Raw genomic sequence first — 18,854 nt, forward strand, 5'->3', positions numbered from 1 at the left:
ATTACTTTATTTTAAAGTAAATGGGTTTTTATTTTGAAAGGAGAAAAAAAGAATTTTGAAAGATGAATCATTAATTTCTAATTATTATGATATATTAAATGTATTATCAACAGCATCAGTAGCAGAAATTAAAAAAAAATTCAAACAGACTGCTCTAAAAACTCACCCAGATAAAAATAATAATCCTCAATCAAAACTTAAAATGCAAGAATTGAATGAAGCAAAAAGAATATTAACGGATGAAAACTTAAGAAAAGTTTTTGATCAAAAACTTTTTATTTACTTTTTACAAAATGGTAATAATAAGGAAGTTATTTATTTTCTTACTAATAAAATAAATAATTTAAATATAAATGAAAAAGATAATTCTGGTAATACTCCTTTACATTATGCATGTTTTCATAATTTTTTAGAAGCTGCAGATCTATTAATTAAATATGGCGTTAATATAAATGCCAAAAATAATAGAGATAATACTCCTTTACATTATGCTATAATGGGTAATGCTGATTTAAAATTTATTAATTTATTAATTGATAAAGGTGCTAATTTTATTGAGAAAGATAAAATGGGTAATGATAGTTTATCTTTTGCCAAAGATTTTTCAAAAGATAAGAAAGTTTCTAAATTTTTTTTTAAAAAATGAAAAAATTAAGAATAAAACAAAATCAACAAATCTTATTAAATATAACTAAAAGAATTACTAATATTGAAAGAGAAATTACCAATATTGAAAGAGATATTGCACATTTTGAACAGAAAAAAATAAATTCACTATTAAATTATATTATTATTATTTTTACTTTTGGTTGTGTTAATAAGAACAAAGATATAAATAAGGATATTTTAATTAAGACTGATCAACTTAAAAATTTATTATTAGAAAAAGAAATTGTTAATAATGAGAAACATGTATTTAAAGAAAAAATAAACCGATTAAATTTTAATAAAACTAAAAAAATAAATGCAATGGATTTACAAAATCAACCTTCAACAAGTGGATATAACCCATCAAATTCATCATGTATTTAATAAAACAAGTTAAAAGATTGCAAAAGCAATCTTTTATTTTTAGCTAAAATCAAGAAAAAATGATTGATATTTTTTGGATTTATTATTAAATTAAAATATAATAAATTACTTATTAAATAAAACTTTTAAATCGTACTATTAATATTTTAATAAAATTAAAGTATTAATGTCATAAATAACTAGTTATTTATTGGTATAATAAACAATGTAGGTGAAAATATGGCATTTTTTAAAAATTTAAAGACAAAATTATTTGGTCAAAAGACAACTAAATATGATCAGGGCCTTAAAAAGTCAAGAACATTATTTGCATCTAAAATTAAAGCATTAGCAGCGCGTTATCATCAACTTGATGAACAATATTTTGAAGAATTAACTGAAGTATTAATTTTAGCAGATGTTGGATACAAAATGGCAGAAACTATTACTGATGAAATTCGTCATGAAGCTAAAATCCAAAAATTAACAAAACCAAAAGATATTAATGATATTATTATTGATAAAATGTTTGTTATTTATACTGATGGTCAGTTGGTTTCTACAAGATTAAATTTTAGTAGTAATAATATTTCGTTATTTTTAGTTGTTGGTGTTAATGGTAATGGTAAGACAACATCAGCAGCTAAATTAGCAGCTAAATTAAAAACACAAGGTAAAAAACCAATTCTAGTTGCTGCTGATACTTTTCGTGCTGGTGCAGTTGAACAATTGCAAATTTGAGCAGAAAGAATTGGTATTCCTTGTTATTTAGGAACACCAAAGCAAGATCCAGCTAGTGTTGTTTATGCTGGAATTGAAGCAGCTAAATCTGAAGGTTGTGATGTTATTATTGTTGATACAGCAGGGAGATTAGAAAATAAAGTTAATTTGATGCAGGAGTTAAAAAAGATTAATAAAATTATTACTCAGAAATTAGGACATGAAGCTAATGAAACATTGTTAGTAATTGATGGTACAACTGGACAAAATGGTATTAATCAAGCGCAAGAATTTATGAAAATTGTTTCTTTGACTGGCATTATTTTAACAAAAATGGATGGCACTGCTAAAGGTGGCATTATTCTTGCTATTAAGGAAGAATTAGATATTCCTGTTAAATTAATGGGTTTTGGTGAAGGTATTAATGACTTGGAAGAGTTTGATTTAGATAAGTATATTTTTAGTTTAACAAGTAATTTGTTTGTGGAGTATGAAAATGAATAGTTTAGAAAAACAAGTTTTATATTATAGTTTATTTGCTTTTTATAATACATTATTAACAGCAAAACAAAAACAATATTTTACAAATTACTTTATTGAGAATTTATCTTTACAAGAAATCGCTGATTTACAAAAAGTATCACGAACGGCTGTTCATGATAGTCTACAAAAAGTTATTATTTTATTAAATAAATATGAAAGTAAGTTGCATCTTTATGAAAAATATAAACAACGACAAGTAATATATGAAAAATATACGGAAAAGTATAATTTTATTAAAGTTTTACAAGAAATTGATAAAATAGAATAAAGCAGGTGGAAATTAATGAAGATTTTAATAATTGGTGATATTTACAGTATTGTTGGTAGACAAATGGTTAAATATTGAATTCCTAAAATAAAAAAGGAATATGAAAATCAATTTAAGATTGATTTAGTAGTTGCGAATGGTGAAAATACTACTCATGGTAAATCATTATGTAAAAAACACTATGATGAATTAAAAAATGCTGGTATTGATATTATTACTACCGGTAATCATATTTTTGGTCATCCTGATGTTGCTAAGTATATTAATACAACTCCCGATTTATTGCGTCCTTTAAATTATAATCCTTATCATCCAGGTAATGGTACAATTTTAGTTAAAGTTGGTAATAAAAAAGTACGTGTAACAAACTTAATTGGTCGTACTTTCATGGATAAATCTGATAATCCTTATTTTGCTCTTGAACAACTTATTACGATTGATAAACAAAATAGTGAAGAAAAAAGTGACATTCATATTATTGATTTTCATGCTGAAGCAACAGCGGAAAAGTTATCTTTTGCTTGAAATTTTGATGGTCAAGTTACTTGTGTGGTAGGAACTCATACTCATGTTCAAACAGCAGATAATCGTTTATTACCAAAAGGTACTGCTTTTATTAGTGATGTTGGAATGACAGGTCCGTTTTATTCTATTATTGGTGCTAAAGCTGAAGAAGTTATTATTCGTGATAAAAAAAGTATGCCGGCAAAATTTAGTCCAGCTGATGGTGAAGGTCAATTTTCAGCTGTTTTATTAACTATTAATGATGAGACAAATAAAGCACAAAAAATTGAACGTATTTTTATTCATCCACAAGCACCTAATTTTAAAATTTACGAATAATTACAAATATAGGAAGGGACTAACTTTAACATGATATGAAACAATGCTAATTTTTTTACTGATAAAAATGGTTTATATTCGATTTTAATTGGGATTAGTATATTAATTATTTTAATAATTTTAAGAATTTTATTAATGGCAAAAATTAAAGATAATGTTCATGTACAACAAGCTGCTGAAATACGAGAAAAGGTAATTATTTTACGTGATGGTTATGAAGTAAAATTATTTAAGCAAATGGTTGATAAAAGTACAGTCATTATTATTGGTGCTCATGGCTTGCAAGGTCAAAAAGATGATTTTAAATTATTAAGTTCTTTTTGTAAAAAATCACAACTATCTTTAATTACTTATGATCGAAGAGGTAATGGTAAAAATGGACAAGATTGAAAATTTAAATCATTAGGTACTGATATTAATGATTTAAAAGATATAATAAGTGCAGTAAAATCTAAATATCCTAATCAAAAAATTATTATTTTTGGTGAATCATTAGGCGCAGCTATTGCTAGTCATGCTGTTAAAAATAATTCACAAGTATCAGCATTAATTACTAGTAATTTAGTAACTAAAAAAAATCTTTATCAATTTTCATTAAGTTTTATTATTTGTTTTTGTTTTGCTTTTATTTTTAATTCTAATATTCAAATGCCAATCTATGTTGAAAATCAAGATATTTCTAGTAATAATGCTCATATTACTAATATAAATCAAAGATATAGTAATCGTCAAAATTGATCATTACGTTTTTTACTACAATTTAAAAAAATTAATAAAAAAAGTATAATGGAAATTAGTAATTCAAAACTTCCAACGTTAATCTTGCAAAGTGCTGATGATGTATTTAGTGATTTTCATCAACTTAAAATTAATAAAAAATATTGGAAGAAACATCATAGTTATGTTTTTATTTTTGATGGTAAACATGCTTTAATTAATGAACCTAATATTAAAGATATATTTGATAATGAAATTATGCCATGAATTACAAAAAAAATTTTACTTGAGAAAGGTTAAAAAATATGAAATTAATACCTAATATTACCCATCCTCTTTTTACTAGTGAGTCTGTTGCTCCTGGTCATCCTGATAAGATTTGCGATCAAATTGCTGATGCAATTTTAGATGCTTTTTTAAAACAAGATCCACATGCCAAAGTAGCATGTGAGGTTTTTATTACTACAAATTTTGTTTTAATTGGTGGTGAAGTTCATAGTCATGCTCAAGTTGATTATCAAGCAATTGCGCGAAAAGTTATTACTGAAATTGGTTATATAAATGATGAAATTGGATTTAATGGTTTTACTTGTGAAATTAAAGTGTTAATTCATGAACAATCACCTGATATTTTACAAGGTGTTGAATTAAAAAATCATCAAATTGGTGCTGGTGATCAAGGAATAATGTTTGGTTATGCATGTCAGCAAACATCAGAATATATGCCATTAGCAATTGTTTTAGCACATGAATTAATTAAACGAGCTACAAAATTACGAAAGGAAAAAAAATTTAAGTATGCACTTCTTGATATGAAAGCGCAAGTTACTATTGATCAAGAAGACCCTAAAAATTTAAAAATACATACTATTTTAATGAGCATTCAACATCAAGCAAATTATGATGAAAAACAATTTAAAACATTTATTCATAAAGAAATTATGCAATATATTGCTAATAAATATCATTTAAATCTTGATTTTAAATATTTAATTAATCCAACTGGTAAATTTGTAATTGGTGGACCTGCTGGTGATACTGGTTTAACAGGAAGAAAATTAATGGTTGATACTTATGGTGGAGCTGCTTGTCATGGCGGGGGAGCTTTTTCAGGAAAAGATCCCACTAAAGTTGATAGAACGGGTGCTTATTATGCTAGGTATATTGCTAAAAATATTGTTGCTGCTAACTTAGCAAAGATTTGTGAAGTACAATTAGCTTATGCAATTGGAACTCCTGAACCAATTGCAATATTTGTTAATACTCATCAAACTATTATTTCCGGTTTAACAGAGGCAAAATTAACAGAAATAATTTATCAAGTCTTTGATTGTTCTGCTAGTGCTATGATTGATAAATTAGAGTTATTTAAACAAAATTATCAACAATTATCAACTTATGGTCATTTTGGTAGAAATGATTTACAATTACCTTGAGAGAAATTAGATAAAGTTAGTTTATTGAAAACTTATTTATCAAAAAAATAAGATGGGGAGAGATATTTTATGTTTTTAGAAGTAATAGCTACATCTTTAAAAGATATAGAAAAAATTAATAATTCTTTAGCTAATCAAGTTGAACTTTGTACTGCTATGGAATTTGGTGGTTATACTCCAAATTATGAATTGATTGCTGAAGCATGTAAAATTTCATTGAAACCAGTAATGGTTATGGTTAGAAATAATAATAATGGTTTTAATATTACTGATAATGATTTTAAAATCTTTAAAAGAGATATTGAATTTATTAAAACAACTCATGCATCAGGTATTGTTTGTGGTATTTTAACTAAAGATAATAATATTGATGTTGAAAGAATGAGTGAAATTATTAAATTAGCAAAGCCTTTAAAAATAACTTTTCATCGTGCTTTTGATGAAATTTTTAATAAAAAACAAGCTTTAGAACAGTTAGTAAAATTAGGTGTTACTACAGTTTTAACTTCTGGTGGTCAAGATAATATTGTAAATAATATTAATAAATTTAAAGAATTAAAGAAATTAAATTTACCAATAAAAATTCTTGCTGGTGGTGGAGTTAATTTAGAAAATGTTAATGTTTTATTAAAAAATGGTATTAATGATATTCACGTTGGAAAATGTGTGCACGAAGATAATAATTTTAATAATCCTATTAATTATCAATTAATTAATAATATTAAAAATATGGCATAAATAATAAAAAGTTTTATAATAGATAAGATTAAACATTTAACAAGGTTACTGTTCTTTTAATACAAAAGAACAGTAACCTTTATTGATGGTTTATTATTATAATTAGTTGCATTGATTTCATTTTTATTAGATTCTAAAGAACATTGTTTTGTTAAAATTTTTTCTACTTTTGTATGTTTTTGTTTTTGTGCTCTTATTAAAGCAGTTTCACCACGTAAATTTATTTGATTAATATCAGCACCATTGGCTATTAATAAATCAACTACATTTAAATGGCCATTTTTAGCGGCCTTTGTTAAAGCAGTATTGCCAAATTTTGTTTTATGATTAACATTAGCACCGTTTGTTATTAAAAGATTAACTATTTCTGTGTGACCTTGTTCAGCAGCTAGTGTTAAAGCAGTATGATCACCATTGATTTCATTTTTATGATTAACATTAGCACCGTTTGTTATTAAAAGATTAACTATATTTTCATGACCTTGTTCAATAGAAAGTGTTAAAGCAGTATCTTTTGTGTTATTTATATGATTAACATTAGCACCGTTTGTTATTAAAAGATTAACTATTTCTGTGTGACCTTGTTCGGCAGCTAACATTAAAGCAGTATCTTTTGTACTATTTATATGATTGATATCAGTATTATTTTCTATTAAAAATTGAACTATTTCAATGTGACCATAATCAGCGGCTGTTATTAAGGCACCCTCCATATCGAACTTATTGTTATCAGGATTAAGTAGTAAAGTTTTAACTGTTTGTAAGTCACCTTCTTCAATAGCTGTTAAAAATTTATTTTTAGGCATTTCTTTATCTTCCTTTTCTAAATTAAAACAAAAAACCTATTTATTTTGAAATAAAGTAAATAGGTCAAAAACTTATATTAAATTTTAATAATATAATATCACATTTTCTTTACTAGTAATAGATAATTATAATTTTTAATTAAAAAATAATTTTAAAATATATAAAAAAGAAAAGAAATTTTTTAAAAAATAACTTAATTTACAAGTATTTTTGCATATTAAAGTTATATTGTAAAATATTTGGTTTTCATATATTATTAATTCAAAATCTTTATTGGTTTTTAAATTAACTTATTATTTTTAAGCGAGGTAAAAAATGAAAAACTTAGTAAAATTATTATCGATCTTAACAATATCAACACCAATACCATTATCAGTTGTTGCTTGTGATAATAACACAACACAAAAAACAGAATTAAAAGATAAAATTACTAAACTAACAACAAATATTACTGTAGATGTTAATAAAAGTAATAAAAAATTAGATACATTAATAAATAATACAATAGAAGTTAAAAACTTAAATCCAAAGTTAGGTAACCCTGTAATTAAATATTTTAGTGATAAAGAAGCTAAAAATGATATAACTGCTAAATTACAAAAAGTTGGTGATTTATATATAGTTATTACTAGCAATAGTAATGATTTGAATTATCAAGGTTCAACAGCACCAATTAAAATAAATATAAAAGAACAATCTGATAAAACTGATTTAAGTACTATTATTCAATTAACTGGTTTAGACATTATTGCTAATCCAAGTAAAAGTTATAAAGAATTAATTAGTAATATAAATAGTTTTGATGAATTTAAGTCAACACCATTAGCTGCTGGTTATCAACTTCAATTTTATAACGAAAATAATGAAGAAATAACAAACAATAAACAAGAACTTGAAAAAGTATCTAAAATAGTTGTCAAAATAAGTAGTAATTCAAATGATCCAAATTATCAAGGTTCAACAATGATTGATATAACTAAACAAACAATTATTTCAGATATTGATATGCAAAATTATTTTGCAAAGCCAACTTTGCCATTCGCTTCATGAGCACCAGCAACTTCAACTAAAGAAACAATGAATAAACAAGAAGCAGTAACAGATGTTATAAATAAATTAAAAAAATTACAAAAAAATTCAGAATTAGCTGTTAAAGTTTTATTAAAAGGTATGTATAAAGAAAAAATTGATTTTAATAAGCTTAGAAATGAAAATGAAATTTATGATAAAAATGAAAAGCCAGTACCTAATGATTGATTTAAAGATAAAGAATCAGATAAAGAAGCAAATGTATTGATTTTTTATGGTAATACAGAAACTGGTTATTTTTATCCTATAAAAATAAATATAAATTAATTTATTAAAATTTATGATAAAAAATAAACTCTCTTTTAATTAAAAGAGAGTTTTTATTATTTAAACTTTTTTATTTTTTTCTTTTAAATTTTGATGTTTATAGAACATTCTATTTTCAATACTTGCAATACGAGCAGTTGATTCACCAACATTAATATTAACCAATGCTTCATCAATTGCATAGATCTTTGCATCTAAGTTATCTAAATGATGTAAAATTTCAGCTTCTATTGTTTTTGGTAAGACAGGTGAACCATATTCATATTTACCATGACTAGCTAATATTAGATGCTGTAATAAAACTACGATTTCTTCGTCTAAGTTAATATTTAATTCCTTACAAGCAAGTGTAACTTGCATTGCACCTAATGAAATATGACCAATCATTTTACCTGATAGTGTATATGAACTAATAGGATTATTATTTAATTCAACCATTTTTCCATAATCATGCATAATGATTCCTGCATATAATAGTTCACTATTAATATTACGATCATTATAAAGTGCTACTACTTGTTTTGCCATTCTTAACATTGTTACTGAGTGTCATAATAAACCGCTTTGAACAGCATGATGCATTTTAACTGCTGCTGGTCACTTTTTATAATCATCAATATTTTTTTTATTAAAACATTGGATTAATACTTTTTTTAAAATTGGATTTTTAAATTCCTTTATTGTTTGACTAATTTCAGTTCATGCTTCAATAATATTAATTGGTGCTTGTGTAAGTAATAAATCATAATATTCACTAGGATTAGTAATAATAGTTCAATTATTAATTTTTAGTTGTATTTCATTATTATAATTAATGCTATTTGCTTCAATTTTAATTACTTGTCCTATTGTTAATTGTTCAATAGTTTCTTTGCTTACGTCTCAAATTCTTGCTGAAATTGTCCCAGTTTTATCTTGTAATTGTAAGTTTAAATAATTAGTATTGTTAGAAGCAACACCTTGAATTACTCGATTAATAATTACTACTAAACTTAAAACATTATTAGGTTTAATATCTTTAATTACAGTCATTTTTTAGTTCCTTTCTATCATTTTATATCTTTGATATTTAGATATTTGATAGCTAATTCTTCATACATTTTTCTCATTTTTAATTGTGCATCATTAATGGTTTTATCAACACAAACAAAATAGAATTTAATTTTTGGCTCAGTTCCACTAGGTCTAACAGCAAATCATGAACCATCACTGAAGTAAAATTTTAGTAAATTTTGCGATGGCATTCCATGTAAACCAGTTTGATAATCTTCAACTTTAATTGTTTTAATATTATTAAGTGTTGGTATTTTACTAGTTCTTAATGTTTCTAACATATTATTAATAGTATTTTGTCCTGTTTTGCCTTTTAAAATAAGATTAACAGTATAACAGTAATAATATCCAAATTTTTGATAAATATTTTCTAAAACATCAACTAATGTTTTTTGTGACTTTTGATAATATCAAGCCGCTTCTGCTGCTACTATTGCTGATTGAATACCATCTTTGTCACGAGTAATATCTTTAATAACATAACCATATGCTTCTTCAAAACCAAAAACAAAGTTAATGTTACGTTCTTTTTCTTTTAGCATTTCTGCACCAATTCATTTAAAACCAGTTAACGTTTTAATAACTTGACATCCATATGATTTAGCAATCATATCAGATAAATTTGAAGTAACAAATGTATTGTACATAACAGGATTTTTTGGCATTGTTTTATTAAGTTGATAATGGCTTAATAAATATTCTAATAAAATTGGTGCTGTTTCATTACCTGTTAATAATACATAATCATTATTATGTTTTACAGCAATACCAATGCGATCAGCATCAGGATCATTTAAAATAATTAATGGTGCATCATGTTTTTTAGCATGTTTAATTGCTAAATCAAATGTTGGTTTTACTTCGGGATTGGGCGACACTACACCTTTAAAATCAGGATCATAGTTAACTTGCTCTGTTACTAAAATAATTTCATAACCGCATTGTTCTAAAATTGGTTTAACTCATTCACGACTAGTACCGTGTAGATTAGAAAATACAATTTTAAAGTTACGATTTTTAACTTGTGGATAAAACTGTAAATTTTTAATATCGTCACGATAATTATCTTCTACTGTTGAAGGCACTTCTTTAATTAGGTTAGTATCATAATCGAATGTTAATTGAAAATCATCAGGCAATTGTTCCATTTTATTGCTAATTATATTGGTAACATTAGGAAGAAATTGACAGCCATATTGATCATAAATTTTATAACCATTATATTCAGGAGGATTATGACTGGCTGTAATAACAATTCCAGCAAGAGCATTAACTTTTCTAATACTATATGAAAGTACTGGTGTTGGTCTTAAATCATTATTTTTAAATAAAAAAACAGGAATTTTATGTTTAGCTAAAGTTTTTGCTGTTAACATTGTAAATTCTGCTGAAAAGTGACGATTATCATGAGCAATAATAACACCACGAAGTAAGTCTTTTTCAGAAAAGGCAGATTTTAAATATTGAATAAATGCGACAGTTGCCTTCATAATAATAATTTCATTAATTCTGCCGGTACCAACTCCAGTAATACCACGCATGCCAGCTGTACCAAATTCTAAAGTTGTAGTAAAAGCATCTTCAATTTCACTTTTAGACATTGTAGTTAATTGTTTTTTTAAGTGTTGTGGTAAGTTTTGCTTTTTTCAAATCTCATATGTTTTTAGTACATTCATTATTATTTCTCCTTTATAATAAAAAATTAAGTTTATAGGTAAATCATACTATAAAATAAGAAGAAAATAAATTTTAGTAGTTAATCTAAACATAAACTTTGAATTAAATAATAAAAAATAAAATTATTAAAAATTTCAATTTCAATCTTTAATAATTTTATTTTATTTTTATATTGATTGTGAATTGGTTTTATTTAGAATTGTTATTGGTTGTTTGTCATTTTTAATAGAATTTATTGCTTTAATGTTTATTTTTTTATTTGGTTCTGAAGTTTTAATTAGTTTATATAATGGTACTTGTTTGTTATCTTTATTAAGATACTGATCACTAGTAATAGTACCAACAAGTTTTTCATTATTATTTAGTAATATTTCAGCAAGAGATGTTGTTATTGGTAATTGTGGTTTAATTTTTCTTGAATTTGTTGTTGTTTTTTCTTTTTCTGTTATAAGATTTTCTGATTTTTTACTATATAGCACTTCTAAATATCTCCTTTTTCAAATTAAAAACCTATTTACTTTTATTTTAAAGTAAATAGGTAAAAACTTATATTAATTTTAGGAAAATTATATCATAATATCTATATTAAATATAGATATTTTTCATTTATTTTTGTATTAGATAACTATTGTTTAATTAGAAATAGTTACCTCCTTAGAAGTTTTATAATTTAATTGTTTATAAAAAAATACATGTATATGAAATTAAATATTAATACTTATATAAGTGTTAATTATAATTTTCATCAAAAGTATTATTTTTTATGTTATTATATATTCATAATTTAATAACTGTTCAGTCCTAATATAGATATATCTCTATGTTAGGATTTTTATTAAATTAAAGTTTTAAAGAAAAGGAAAAAAGATTAAAAGAAATTCCTAAAGATAAAACTAAAACAAATTAATTAAAGTAGCAGTAAGCAATAGAACAGTTCTTGCTTATGCTTGAGACCCCAGATTAGTCAATAAGAAACATTGTGAGGTTGAGTTACAAATTATGAAACAAATGATTATTTTTGTTTCTATTGTTACACCTGACTATGTAGAGATGAAAAGCTTAGTTAAAAAAATGACAAAAACAAGTGAGTGATTTAATAAATAAAACTGAAGTTCCAATCAGTGAATATAAAAAATTTTGTTTTAAAAACAATTTCAGGACAATTATAAATAAAGATTACAAATGTAATCTTTATTTATCTCTTTATATTAATTTTAAGTTATTAATTTTTTTTATTGATTTTACTTGGAATTTCTTGTAAATGAGTTACAATTGTATTAAAGTTTTAAAGGAACTTTGGAACAAAATATTTTGGTTTTTTTATAGACCTCGTTTAAATTTTTGTATTTAAATTAGGTTTTTTGTTTTATTATATCGTTTAAAGGAGTGAGAAATATGAAATCACAATTTTATAGAGATGGAATAATTTATTATGCAATGAATTTAGAAAAGTGAGCAAATGTTGAAAATAAAACTTACTTTATAAAATATCATGATGTGATTTTAAAATTAACTGATATCATTAATTGTTATGATTTAAAAAATATTTCTGAAGTAAAAGTTTATAAGTTCTTAGCAGATGCTTTTAATAGTCGAATTTTAAAAGAAGTAGGGGATAACTAATGAAAATTAATTTAGAAGAATACACAAATAATAAAATAAAATATTTAGAATCATTACCAGAAAGAACTAATGGAATGTCTTTAGTTATGTATCCAGTAAATTCATGAGCAGAAATAGTTAATAAATGTGCTTGCAGTAATTGTAGTGATGAAGAAACAGCAGTAGTACTACAAACTAAAAAAGGTCCTAAAATATAAACCATTATAAAAAAATAAAAGCCGTAATTAATACGCCTTTTTTTATTTTATAATGGAGCGGGTGATGGGAATCGAACCCACGTCTTCAGCTTGGAAGGCTGTAATAATACCATTATACGACACCCGCAGTTATGTTAACCACCATGTATTTATATCATATTACTAAAATTAAAGTCAACTACTTTTGATAAACAAGTTAAAAAAAATTATTTTTTAATCTTTTTTCAATATGTTTATTTTTTTTCTTTTTAAATAAAAGAAGTTTTTCTTTAAAGAAAAAAGAAACAATGACAAAAATAATTGAAGCTATAGCAAAAAAATGAGCAATTAATCATATAATTCAGAATTTATTAATGTTTAAACTAAAAAGAAAAGTTGTGCACAATATTGTGATAATTAGTGACAGTGTTAAAAATACTAATAAAATTTGTTTTTTATTAGTAACTCATATTGGCATAATAAAAATAAATAGAATTATACTAGTAATTGGTCAAATCATAATTTGAATTGAAGTATTCATAATTTTGGCAACAAATGAGTTTTGAGATTTAGGAAAAAAATTATTAGTCATAAACATTAGTCAAACTAAAAATAAAAATAAAGAAGCAATTGTTAAAGTTATTTTGCTAATTAATAAAATTTGTTTTAATTTATTTTTTTCCATTTCACTCACCATTTAATAATAAGTTTTGTAATCTGGCATTTTAATGCCAGATTACAAAAAAACCTAATTATAATACTTTATCATAAGTATACTAAAATATTTTAAAAAATATTATTCTTTGTTTTTTTCTTTTCTTTTTTGTTTTTTATGACTCTTAAAATCCATTATGACAAAGAAAATAAAAAGACCAATAATACTTACTAAAGAAATTACCATTAAAATAATTGCTCCAACATCCATGTTTTTTAACCTCTTTCAGTTTTTGTTTTTATTTTAAATAATTTATTAAAACCATTATGAATATTTTTATGATAAGTTAAGATAAAAGTTAAAAGTAAAACTAACCCAACACCAAGTGTTAGACCAACTGTACCATAGACAAAATTAGCATTGATAATATTAATAATAAAATCATAGATACCAGTAGCAATATTAATTAAAATTAAAATTGGTGCGATAATTAAAATTACTATTTTATATCCTTTTGTTCATTTCATTCATGAATTTTCATTATTATATAATTTTAATGTATCATATAGTTTTCAGCCATATGGACTAATACCAATTAATAAAATAAACCCAATTATTAGTAGTCAAATTTGTGCTACTCAGATTGCTAGCCCATTAAACAGCGCTGGTGAATTACTAAAGGTAAATAATACTGATACTGCCATTGCTCCTAATAATGATATTGCTAATGCTTGTTTGCGCTTTAAATGAATTTCATATTCTAGACCATTTACCATTGATTCAACTTGACCAATTAGTGAGGACATACCCGCAAAGAAAAGTGTAACAAAAAATAATATTGCTAAAATATTTCCTAAAATAGGAACTTGATTATTAATAATAGCAAATAATTGTGGTATTACTTGGAAAATCAAAGCAGGTCCTGCTTGAAATACATATTTAATATCAGTTTTACCTTGATTTTGAGCAATTGCACCTATTGAATTAAAAACAATAATTGTTGTTAATATACCAATAACGCTAGTACCAAAGGCTACTACAAAAGCTTGATTAGTACTATCTTGTTTTTCAGGAGCATGAGCTGCATAAATATAAATGGTTCCTGTACATGTTGATAACATAAAGAATGATTGACCAAAAGCATCTTTTCATAATCCAGGATTTAATAATTCTTTAGCATCTAAATCAAACATTACATTTAATCCAAGTTTAGCACCTGATAATGTACTAGTATAAATTGCTAAAATAATAATCATTAAAAATAAAAATGGAATCATAATTTTATTGGCTTTTTCAATTCCTTTTTCAACACCACCTAGTAGAATGATACCCAAAATAATTCATACACCAATTGTTGCAAGTAAAATCATTCAATTTAAGTTACCTAGGCTATTTAAATTGCTAATATCTTGATCATTTGTTTGTTGTAAAATATTATGATAAAAATAAGAACCTTTATTTAAATTAGAAGTAAAACTAATAATAATATTAATTAAAGTTCATCCTACTAAAACACTATAATAAGTACTTAGTAAAATAACGGTTGTTGAATGCAATCAAGAGAAAAAAGCACCCTTTTTACCTCCAACCTCACTAAAAAATTCAATATGATTTTTGCGATATTTATTACCAATTGTCATTTCAATAAATAAAACTGGTATTGCACAAATTACCATACATATTAAAAAAGGGATTAGAAAAGCACCATGATGGTTATACATTTGAGTTGGAAATCCTCAAATACCACCTAATCCTACTGCCGAACCCATTACTGAAAGTAAAAATCCTAATTTTGAGATATTTAAGCGTTGTTTTTTCATATTAATAAATGACCTCCTTTATAACAGTTAATTATACAAAAAAAATATTTTATTAAAACTAATTTCAGTAAATAAAATTTTGCGATGTATTTATTAATAATGTGTATTGGAAAATATATAGAAAATCAAAATTTTATTTTATTTAATAAAATGATATTATTAAAAATAAATAATAAGAAAAAACAAGGTTTTTAAGTAAATTTTAAAAAAGTAATATTAAAAAATAAAACTCCTCCTTATATAAGGAAATAATAAAAATTTATTTTTAATATTATTAATTTAATTATTTAAGTTATTAAAATTATTTTTCATAATTTCAATATTAATGATTATATTACTTTCATTTATTTAATATAGGGTTATAATACAAGAAGTAATAAATAAAGACTAGAGTTTAGCTCATATTTAAGAATTGTAATTCTTAATATGGGTGTTTTTATATTAATTTTATTACTTTAAATTATTTTTTAGAAAGGATGAAAAATATGGATTCATCACCAGCAAGAAGTTATTCTTCTACAGAACAATTATTACCAAATGATTTAATATCAACTAATAATAGAAATAGGGTAGTACCTACTATAAGAGATGTGTTACTTACTCTTGGTAATTGAATGGTAACTGGGGGTAACTATTTATTATATCAAGATGGAGTATTATCACTAGCACCAGCATTATTTTTTATGTTGGAAGGAGGAATTAATTCAAAAATTTCGTTAACTAATTTAATATTAAGATATTGAAATATTAATAATGTAAGGATTAATAATTTATTAACAGGAGTGAGTTTTGCAACAGCACCATTATTACCACTAGCAGTAGCTTGACTTAACTGACCAACACCCAATCCAGATACATTACCTGTTACATATGCTTTTATTACAGCAGCAGCAGCTTCAAGTTTAAATCATATAGTGACAATTAGTAAAAAAATATCAGAATGTTGTGCACCTAATAATGAAGAAAATGCAATAAATCAACAACGTAATATATGACAAAAAATAGGTAATACAGCTGCAAGTTTATTAGCACCAATAACTATTGCTAGTGCAATTACTGGTGTTAGTCTTTTTGCATATCATGAATTAAGTAATCCAAATAATAATGATGATGACCAACCATTTTATAAGAAAAGATCAACGGCTTTTTGAGACACAATAGCTGGTCTTGCAATAGTTGGTACTGGTTTATTAGTAAATACTGGAATGGAATTATATGAAAATTGATGTGCGGATGTTAATGATTTTGATGAGGAAGATAATTATGAAAATATTTCTAGCAGTACATCTTCACCATCATCATCAAGTTCTGAAGATAGTGATGATAATAATCCATTATTAAATAAACCTTTTAATCCAGAAAAAATTAATAATGGAGAGGAAACACAATCAGTCATGTCAACTTCTCATGTTGTTGAAATAGCTGATCCTAAACCACTTAATACAGCAGCATTAAATTCTGAAGAACGTTTGCCTGTTAAACAACAATCTTCAGAACGTCGATTATCAGTTTAATAATATTTAATATTATAAAAATAAAAAGGTATTCTTTTAAGAATACCTTTTTATACTAATAATTTAATATTAGTGGTGCCCAGAGCGGGACTCGAACCCGCATGATTTCTCGGTAGATTTTGAGTCTACTGCGTCTGCCATTTCGCCATCTGGGCAAAATATAGTTTACTTGCTTATAAAAAATGAGGAATACTTCCTCGTCATTAATAAATATATAAAATGGTGCCCAGAGCGAGACTCGAACTCGCACAACCTGTAAAAGTCATCGGATCTTAAGCCCGACGTGTCTGCCATTTCACCACCTGGGCATCAAATGGTGTCCCCGGCAAGGATCGAACTTGCGACACCTCGGTTAAAAGCCGAGTGCTCTACCGCTGAGCTACGAGGACAAATTAATAAAATATATGGCTGAGGTGGTTGGATTTGAACCAACGCATGACGGCGTCAAAGGCCGTTGCCTTACCGCTTGGCTACACCCCAATAAGTAATATGGTGGAGGGGGAGGGAGTCGAACCCCCGAACTCGAAGAGATCTGGTTTACAGCCAGGTGCAGTTGGCCACTTTGCTACCCCTCCATAAATAATAATGGTGCTGATGACAGGAATCGAACCTGCAACCTACGGTTTACAAAACCGTTGCTCTGCCGGATTGAGCCACATCAGCAGGTAAATGGTGGAGTATGACGGACTTGAACCGCCGACCTATTGCTTGTAAGGCAATTGCTCTCCCAGCTGAGCTAATACTCCTTATTTATTGTTTTATTAGAATTATTTATTCTTAAAAAACCTTAATCATTATAATAGATATTTTTCACATTTACAATTATTTTTTAAAGATAATGTAAAATTATTTTATTTTTAATTATTTTTTAAAAGAAAAGTTAAAAGAAAAAACCAAAAAAAATAATTTTATGTTAAATATTACTATTTTATACCTATTTTCAGTTTTATATATTTTAAATATAATATTTTTTTAAAGTTTGCTAAAATTTTTTTGAGCCATATTTATATTAAAAGAAAGGGAAAATTTATGCAAAAAATTTGAAAAAAATTATCAAAGTTAGATAAAATTAGCATTTACGTATTTATAACTATGTTAATAGTAATGATTTTAGGATTAATTTTAATTGGAACAGTATCTTGAACAGTTAAACCTCTAGGAGCTAAAGCGGCTGAAAGTCATGATGGGTTTTGAATTTTAAGAAATTCTCATCCTTGAACTATTGGAGATTTTATTAAGGGTAGTATAACTAATTTTGGTGTTACTATGTCATTAACTGATTTTTTTGATAAATTAAAAATTGCAGTTGCTGCATTAGTTGGAACTGCAACTTTAACAGGTACAGCAGCACAGTTACAAATAGGAGTAATCTTAGCGGTTATTGCTACTCCAATCTTATTTTTTACAAGTCTTATTATTTTTGGATACAGTTGTTATTTAAAAGTAGTAAAAAAATAAAAATAGCGATTTATTAATTTTAAAAAATTCTTATTTTTCACATTAAAGTAAGAATTTTTTTATTTATTTTATAGCAGTAATATAACAATGATATAATTAAAAAAAATAGGTGATAATAATGATAACTAAAAATTGATGAAAAAAATTACCTCTTGATGAAAAAATAATTACTATTTTATTTTTTTCTGGTTTTATATTTTTGTTATTAGGGTTAATTATGTTATTAAGTATTAAAATAGAAAACATTTTTAATGGATTTAATTTTATTTATATAAATGGTGTAATTGATAGTTTAATCTATCAAAGTAGTCAGGGAATAACAGTAGATATTTTCTTTTTAAAAGTAGGAATTATTTTTACTATTTTCTTAATGCCAATTTGTTCTGGCTGTAGTATAATTTGATTTATTATTAAACGATTAATTTTTAAAAAATAGAGG

21 protein-coding genes and 8 tRNA genes are annotated in these 18,854 nt (G+C 24.9%); 15 read left to right on the plus strand and 14 right to left on the minus strand.

Annotation, left to right across the window (positions count from 1 at the left end; translation table 4 throughout):
- Positions 1 to 55: 55 nt before the first annotated feature.
- The 8 genes from AACL03_RS05550 to AACL03_RS05585 all read left to right on the plus strand — a co-directional run bounded on the left by AACL03_RS05550 (position 56) and on the right by AACL03_RS05585 (position 6,276).
- A complete protein-coding gene (locus AACL03_RS05550; protein ID WP_339039779.1) occupies positions 56 to 655 on the plus strand; it encodes an ankyrin repeat domain-containing protein in 600 nt (199 codons plus the stop codon).
- Positions 643 to 1,032, plus strand: a complete 390-nt coding sequence (locus tag AACL03_RS05555) for a hypothetical protein (protein WP_339039781.1) — start codon at positions 643 to 645, stop codon at positions 1,030 to 1,032. The genes AACL03_RS05550 and AACL03_RS05555 overlap by 13 nt, the downstream gene beginning before the upstream one ends.
- A gap of 219 nt (positions 1,033 to 1,251) precedes the next feature.
- Positions 1,252 to 2,235, plus strand: coding sequence for a signal recognition particle-docking protein FtsY (gene ftsY / locus AACL03_RS05560; protein WP_338957770.1), 984 nt, complete (start codon positions 1,252 to 1,254; stop codon positions 2,233 to 2,235).
- Positions 2,228 to 2,542 (plus strand): YlxM family DNA-binding protein, encoded by a 315-nt coding sequence (gene ylxM / locus AACL03_RS05565; protein ID WP_174481096.1) that lies wholly within the window; start codon positions 2,228 to 2,230, stop codon positions 2,540 to 2,542. Before ftsY ends, ylxM begins: the two co-directional genes overlap by 8 nt.
- A 15-nt stretch (positions 2,543 to 2,557) precedes the next feature.
- The gene (locus AACL03_RS05570) at positions 2,558 to 3,385 is read left to right on the plus strand and encodes a TIGR00282 family metallophosphoesterase (RefSeq protein WP_174480992.1); all 828 of its coding nucleotides are present in this window, start codon (positions 2,558 to 2,560) and stop codon (positions 3,383 to 3,385) included.
- Between the two features lie 30 nt (positions 3,386 to 3,415).
- Positions 3,416 to 4,402: an alpha/beta fold hydrolase gene (locus AACL03_RS05575; RefSeq protein WP_338957768.1), complete on the plus strand. Its 987-nt coding sequence runs from the start codon at positions 3,416 to 3,418 to the stop codon at positions 4,400 to 4,402.
- An 11-nt stretch (positions 4,403 to 4,413) separates the two neighbouring features.
- Complete coding sequence (metK, locus tag AACL03_RS05580; protein WP_422397105.1) at positions 4,414 to 5,589, plus strand: methionine adenosyltransferase; 1,176 nt, start codon at positions 4,414 to 4,416, stop codon at positions 5,587 to 5,589.
- An 18-nt stretch (positions 5,590 to 5,607) separates the two neighbouring features.
- Entirely contained in the window at positions 5,608 to 6,276 is a 669-nt protein-coding gene (locus AACL03_RS05585; RefSeq protein WP_339039785.1) for a copper homeostasis protein CutC, read from the plus strand.
- 56 nt (positions 6,277 to 6,332) lie between these two features.
- On the opposite strand, the gene AACL03_RS05590 is transcribed toward AACL03_RS05585, so the two are convergent.
- Positions 6,333 to 7,082 carry an ankyrin repeat domain-containing protein gene (locus tag AACL03_RS05590; protein WP_339039787.1) on the minus strand — a complete coding sequence of 250 codons (750 nt, stop codon included), beginning with the start codon at positions 7,080 to 7,082 and terminating at the stop codon, positions 6,333 to 6,335.
- A gap of 316 nt (positions 7,083 to 7,398) precedes the next feature.
- On the opposite strand from AACL03_RS05590, the gene AACL03_RS05595 reads away from it, so the two are divergent.
- Positions 7,399 to 8,439, plus strand: a complete 1,041-nt coding sequence (locus AACL03_RS05595; protein WP_339039789.1) for a hypothetical protein — start codon at positions 7,399 to 7,401, stop codon at positions 8,437 to 8,439.
- Positions 8,440 to 8,499: 60 nt separating this feature from the next.
- Here AACL03_RS05595 and AACL03_RS05600 read toward each other — a convergent pair whose 3' ends face one another.
- The 3 genes from AACL03_RS05600 to AACL03_RS05610 form a co-directional block, all read right to left on the minus strand.
- Complete coding sequence (locus AACL03_RS05600; RefSeq protein ID WP_338957759.1) at positions 8,500 to 9,471, minus strand: 3'-5' exoribonuclease YhaM family protein; 972 nt, start codon at positions 9,469 to 9,471, stop codon at positions 8,500 to 8,502.
- Positions 9,472 to 9,485: 14 nt separating this feature from the next.
- Complete coding sequence (locus tag AACL03_RS05605) at positions 9,486 to 11,168, minus strand: phospho-sugar mutase (protein WP_339039791.1); 1,683 nt, start codon at positions 11,166 to 11,168, stop codon at positions 9,486 to 9,488.
- Between the two features lie 168 nt (positions 11,169 to 11,336).
- The gene (locus AACL03_RS05610) at positions 11,337 to 11,648 is read right to left on the minus strand and encodes a hypothetical protein (RefSeq protein WP_338957756.1); all 312 of its coding nucleotides are present in this window, start codon (positions 11,646 to 11,648) and stop codon (positions 11,337 to 11,339) included.
- Between the two features lie 916 nt (positions 11,649 to 12,564).
- Between AACL03_RS05610 and AACL03_RS05615 the strand changes: the two genes are divergently transcribed.
- The gene (locus AACL03_RS05615) at positions 12,565 to 12,792 is read left to right on the plus strand and encodes a hypothetical protein (protein WP_174481002.1); all 228 of its coding nucleotides are present in this window, start codon (positions 12,565 to 12,567) and stop codon (positions 12,790 to 12,792) included.
- Positions 12,792 to 12,989, plus strand: coding sequence for a hypothetical protein (locus AACL03_RS05620; protein ID WP_339039792.1), 198 nt, complete (start codon positions 12,792 to 12,794; stop codon positions 12,987 to 12,989). The genes AACL03_RS05615 and AACL03_RS05620 overlap by 1 nt, the downstream gene beginning before the upstream one ends.
- 53 nt (positions 12,990 to 13,042) lie before the next feature.
- Here AACL03_RS05620 and AACL03_RS05625 read toward each other — a convergent pair.
- Positions 13,043 to 13,116 (minus strand) — tRNA-Gly (locus AACL03_RS05625).
- A 160-nt stretch (positions 13,117 to 13,276) separates the two neighbouring features.
- Between AACL03_RS05625 and AACL03_RS05630 the strand changes: the two genes are divergently transcribed.
- On the plus strand, positions 13,277 to 13,669 hold the full coding sequence (locus AACL03_RS05630; RefSeq protein WP_339039793.1) for a hypothetical protein: 393 nt from the start codon (positions 13,277 to 13,279) through the stop codon (positions 13,667 to 13,669).
- Positions 13,670 to 13,764: 95 nt separating this feature from the next.
- On the opposite strand, the gene AACL03_RS05635 is transcribed toward AACL03_RS05630, so the two are convergent.
- Both AACL03_RS05635 and AACL03_RS05640 read right to left on the minus strand, forming a co-directional pair.
- Entirely contained in the window at positions 13,765 to 13,893 is a 129-nt protein-coding gene (locus AACL03_RS05635; protein ID WP_255495923.1) for a hypothetical protein, read from the minus strand.
- Positions 13,894 to 13,898: 5 nt separating this feature from the next.
- The gene (locus tag AACL03_RS05640; RefSeq protein ID WP_339039794.1) at positions 13,899 to 15,443 is read right to left on the minus strand and encodes a sodium-dependent transporter; all 1,545 of its coding nucleotides are present in this window, start codon (positions 15,441 to 15,443) and stop codon (positions 13,899 to 13,901) included.
- A 485-nt stretch (positions 15,444 to 15,928) separates the two neighbouring features.
- On the opposite strand from AACL03_RS05640, the gene AACL03_RS05645 reads away from it, so the two are divergent.
- Positions 15,929 to 16,957 (plus strand): hypothetical protein, encoded by a 1,029-nt coding sequence (locus AACL03_RS05645; RefSeq protein WP_338957750.1) that lies wholly within the window; start codon positions 15,929 to 15,931, stop codon positions 16,955 to 16,957.
- A 73-nt stretch (positions 16,958 to 17,030) separates the two neighbouring features.
- Here AACL03_RS05645 and AACL03_RS05650 read toward each other — a convergent pair.
- From AACL03_RS05650 to AACL03_RS05680, 7 genes are all read right to left on the minus strand, one after another.
- Positions 17,031 to 17,112 (minus strand) — tRNA-Leu (locus tag AACL03_RS05650).
- Positions 17,113 to 17,177: 65 nt separating this feature from the next.
- Positions 17,178 to 17,265, minus strand: a tRNA-Leu gene (locus tag AACL03_RS05655).
- A gap of 6 nt (positions 17,266 to 17,271) precedes the next feature.
- Positions 17,272 to 17,346, minus strand: a tRNA-Lys gene (locus AACL03_RS05660).
- A gap of 16 nt (positions 17,347 to 17,362) precedes the next feature.
- Positions 17,363 to 17,437 (minus strand) — tRNA-Gln (locus AACL03_RS05665).
- A gap of 10 nt (positions 17,438 to 17,447) precedes the next feature.
- Positions 17,448 to 17,532 (minus strand) — tRNA-Tyr (locus AACL03_RS05670).
- Between the two features lie 11 nt (positions 17,533 to 17,543).
- A tRNA-Thr gene (locus AACL03_RS05675) sits at positions 17,544 to 17,620 on the minus strand.
- Positions 17,621 to 17,627: 7 nt separating this feature from the next.
- Positions 17,628 to 17,703: transfer RNA gene (locus AACL03_RS05680), tRNA-Val, on the minus strand.
- 283 nt (positions 17,704 to 17,986) lie between these two features.
- Between AACL03_RS05680 and AACL03_RS05685 the strand changes: the two genes are divergently transcribed.
- Together AACL03_RS05685 and AACL03_RS05690 are read left to right on the plus strand one after the other, a co-directional pair.
- Positions 17,987 to 18,415 (plus strand): hypothetical protein, encoded by a 429-nt coding sequence (locus AACL03_RS05685; protein ID WP_339039795.1) that lies wholly within the window; start codon positions 17,987 to 17,989, stop codon positions 18,413 to 18,415.
- 118 nt (positions 18,416 to 18,533) lie between these two features.
- Positions 18,534 to 18,851 (plus strand): hypothetical protein, encoded by a 318-nt coding sequence (locus AACL03_RS05690; protein ID WP_338957746.1) that lies wholly within the window; start codon positions 18,534 to 18,536, stop codon positions 18,849 to 18,851.
- Positions 18,852 to 18,854: the final 3 nt, after the last annotated feature.

The sequence above is a fragment of the Spiroplasma endosymbiont of Andrena trimmerana genome, assembly GCF_964019575.1.
Lineage (GTDB): Bacteria > Bacillota_I > Bacilli_A > Mycoplasmatales > VBWQ01 > Spiroplasma_E.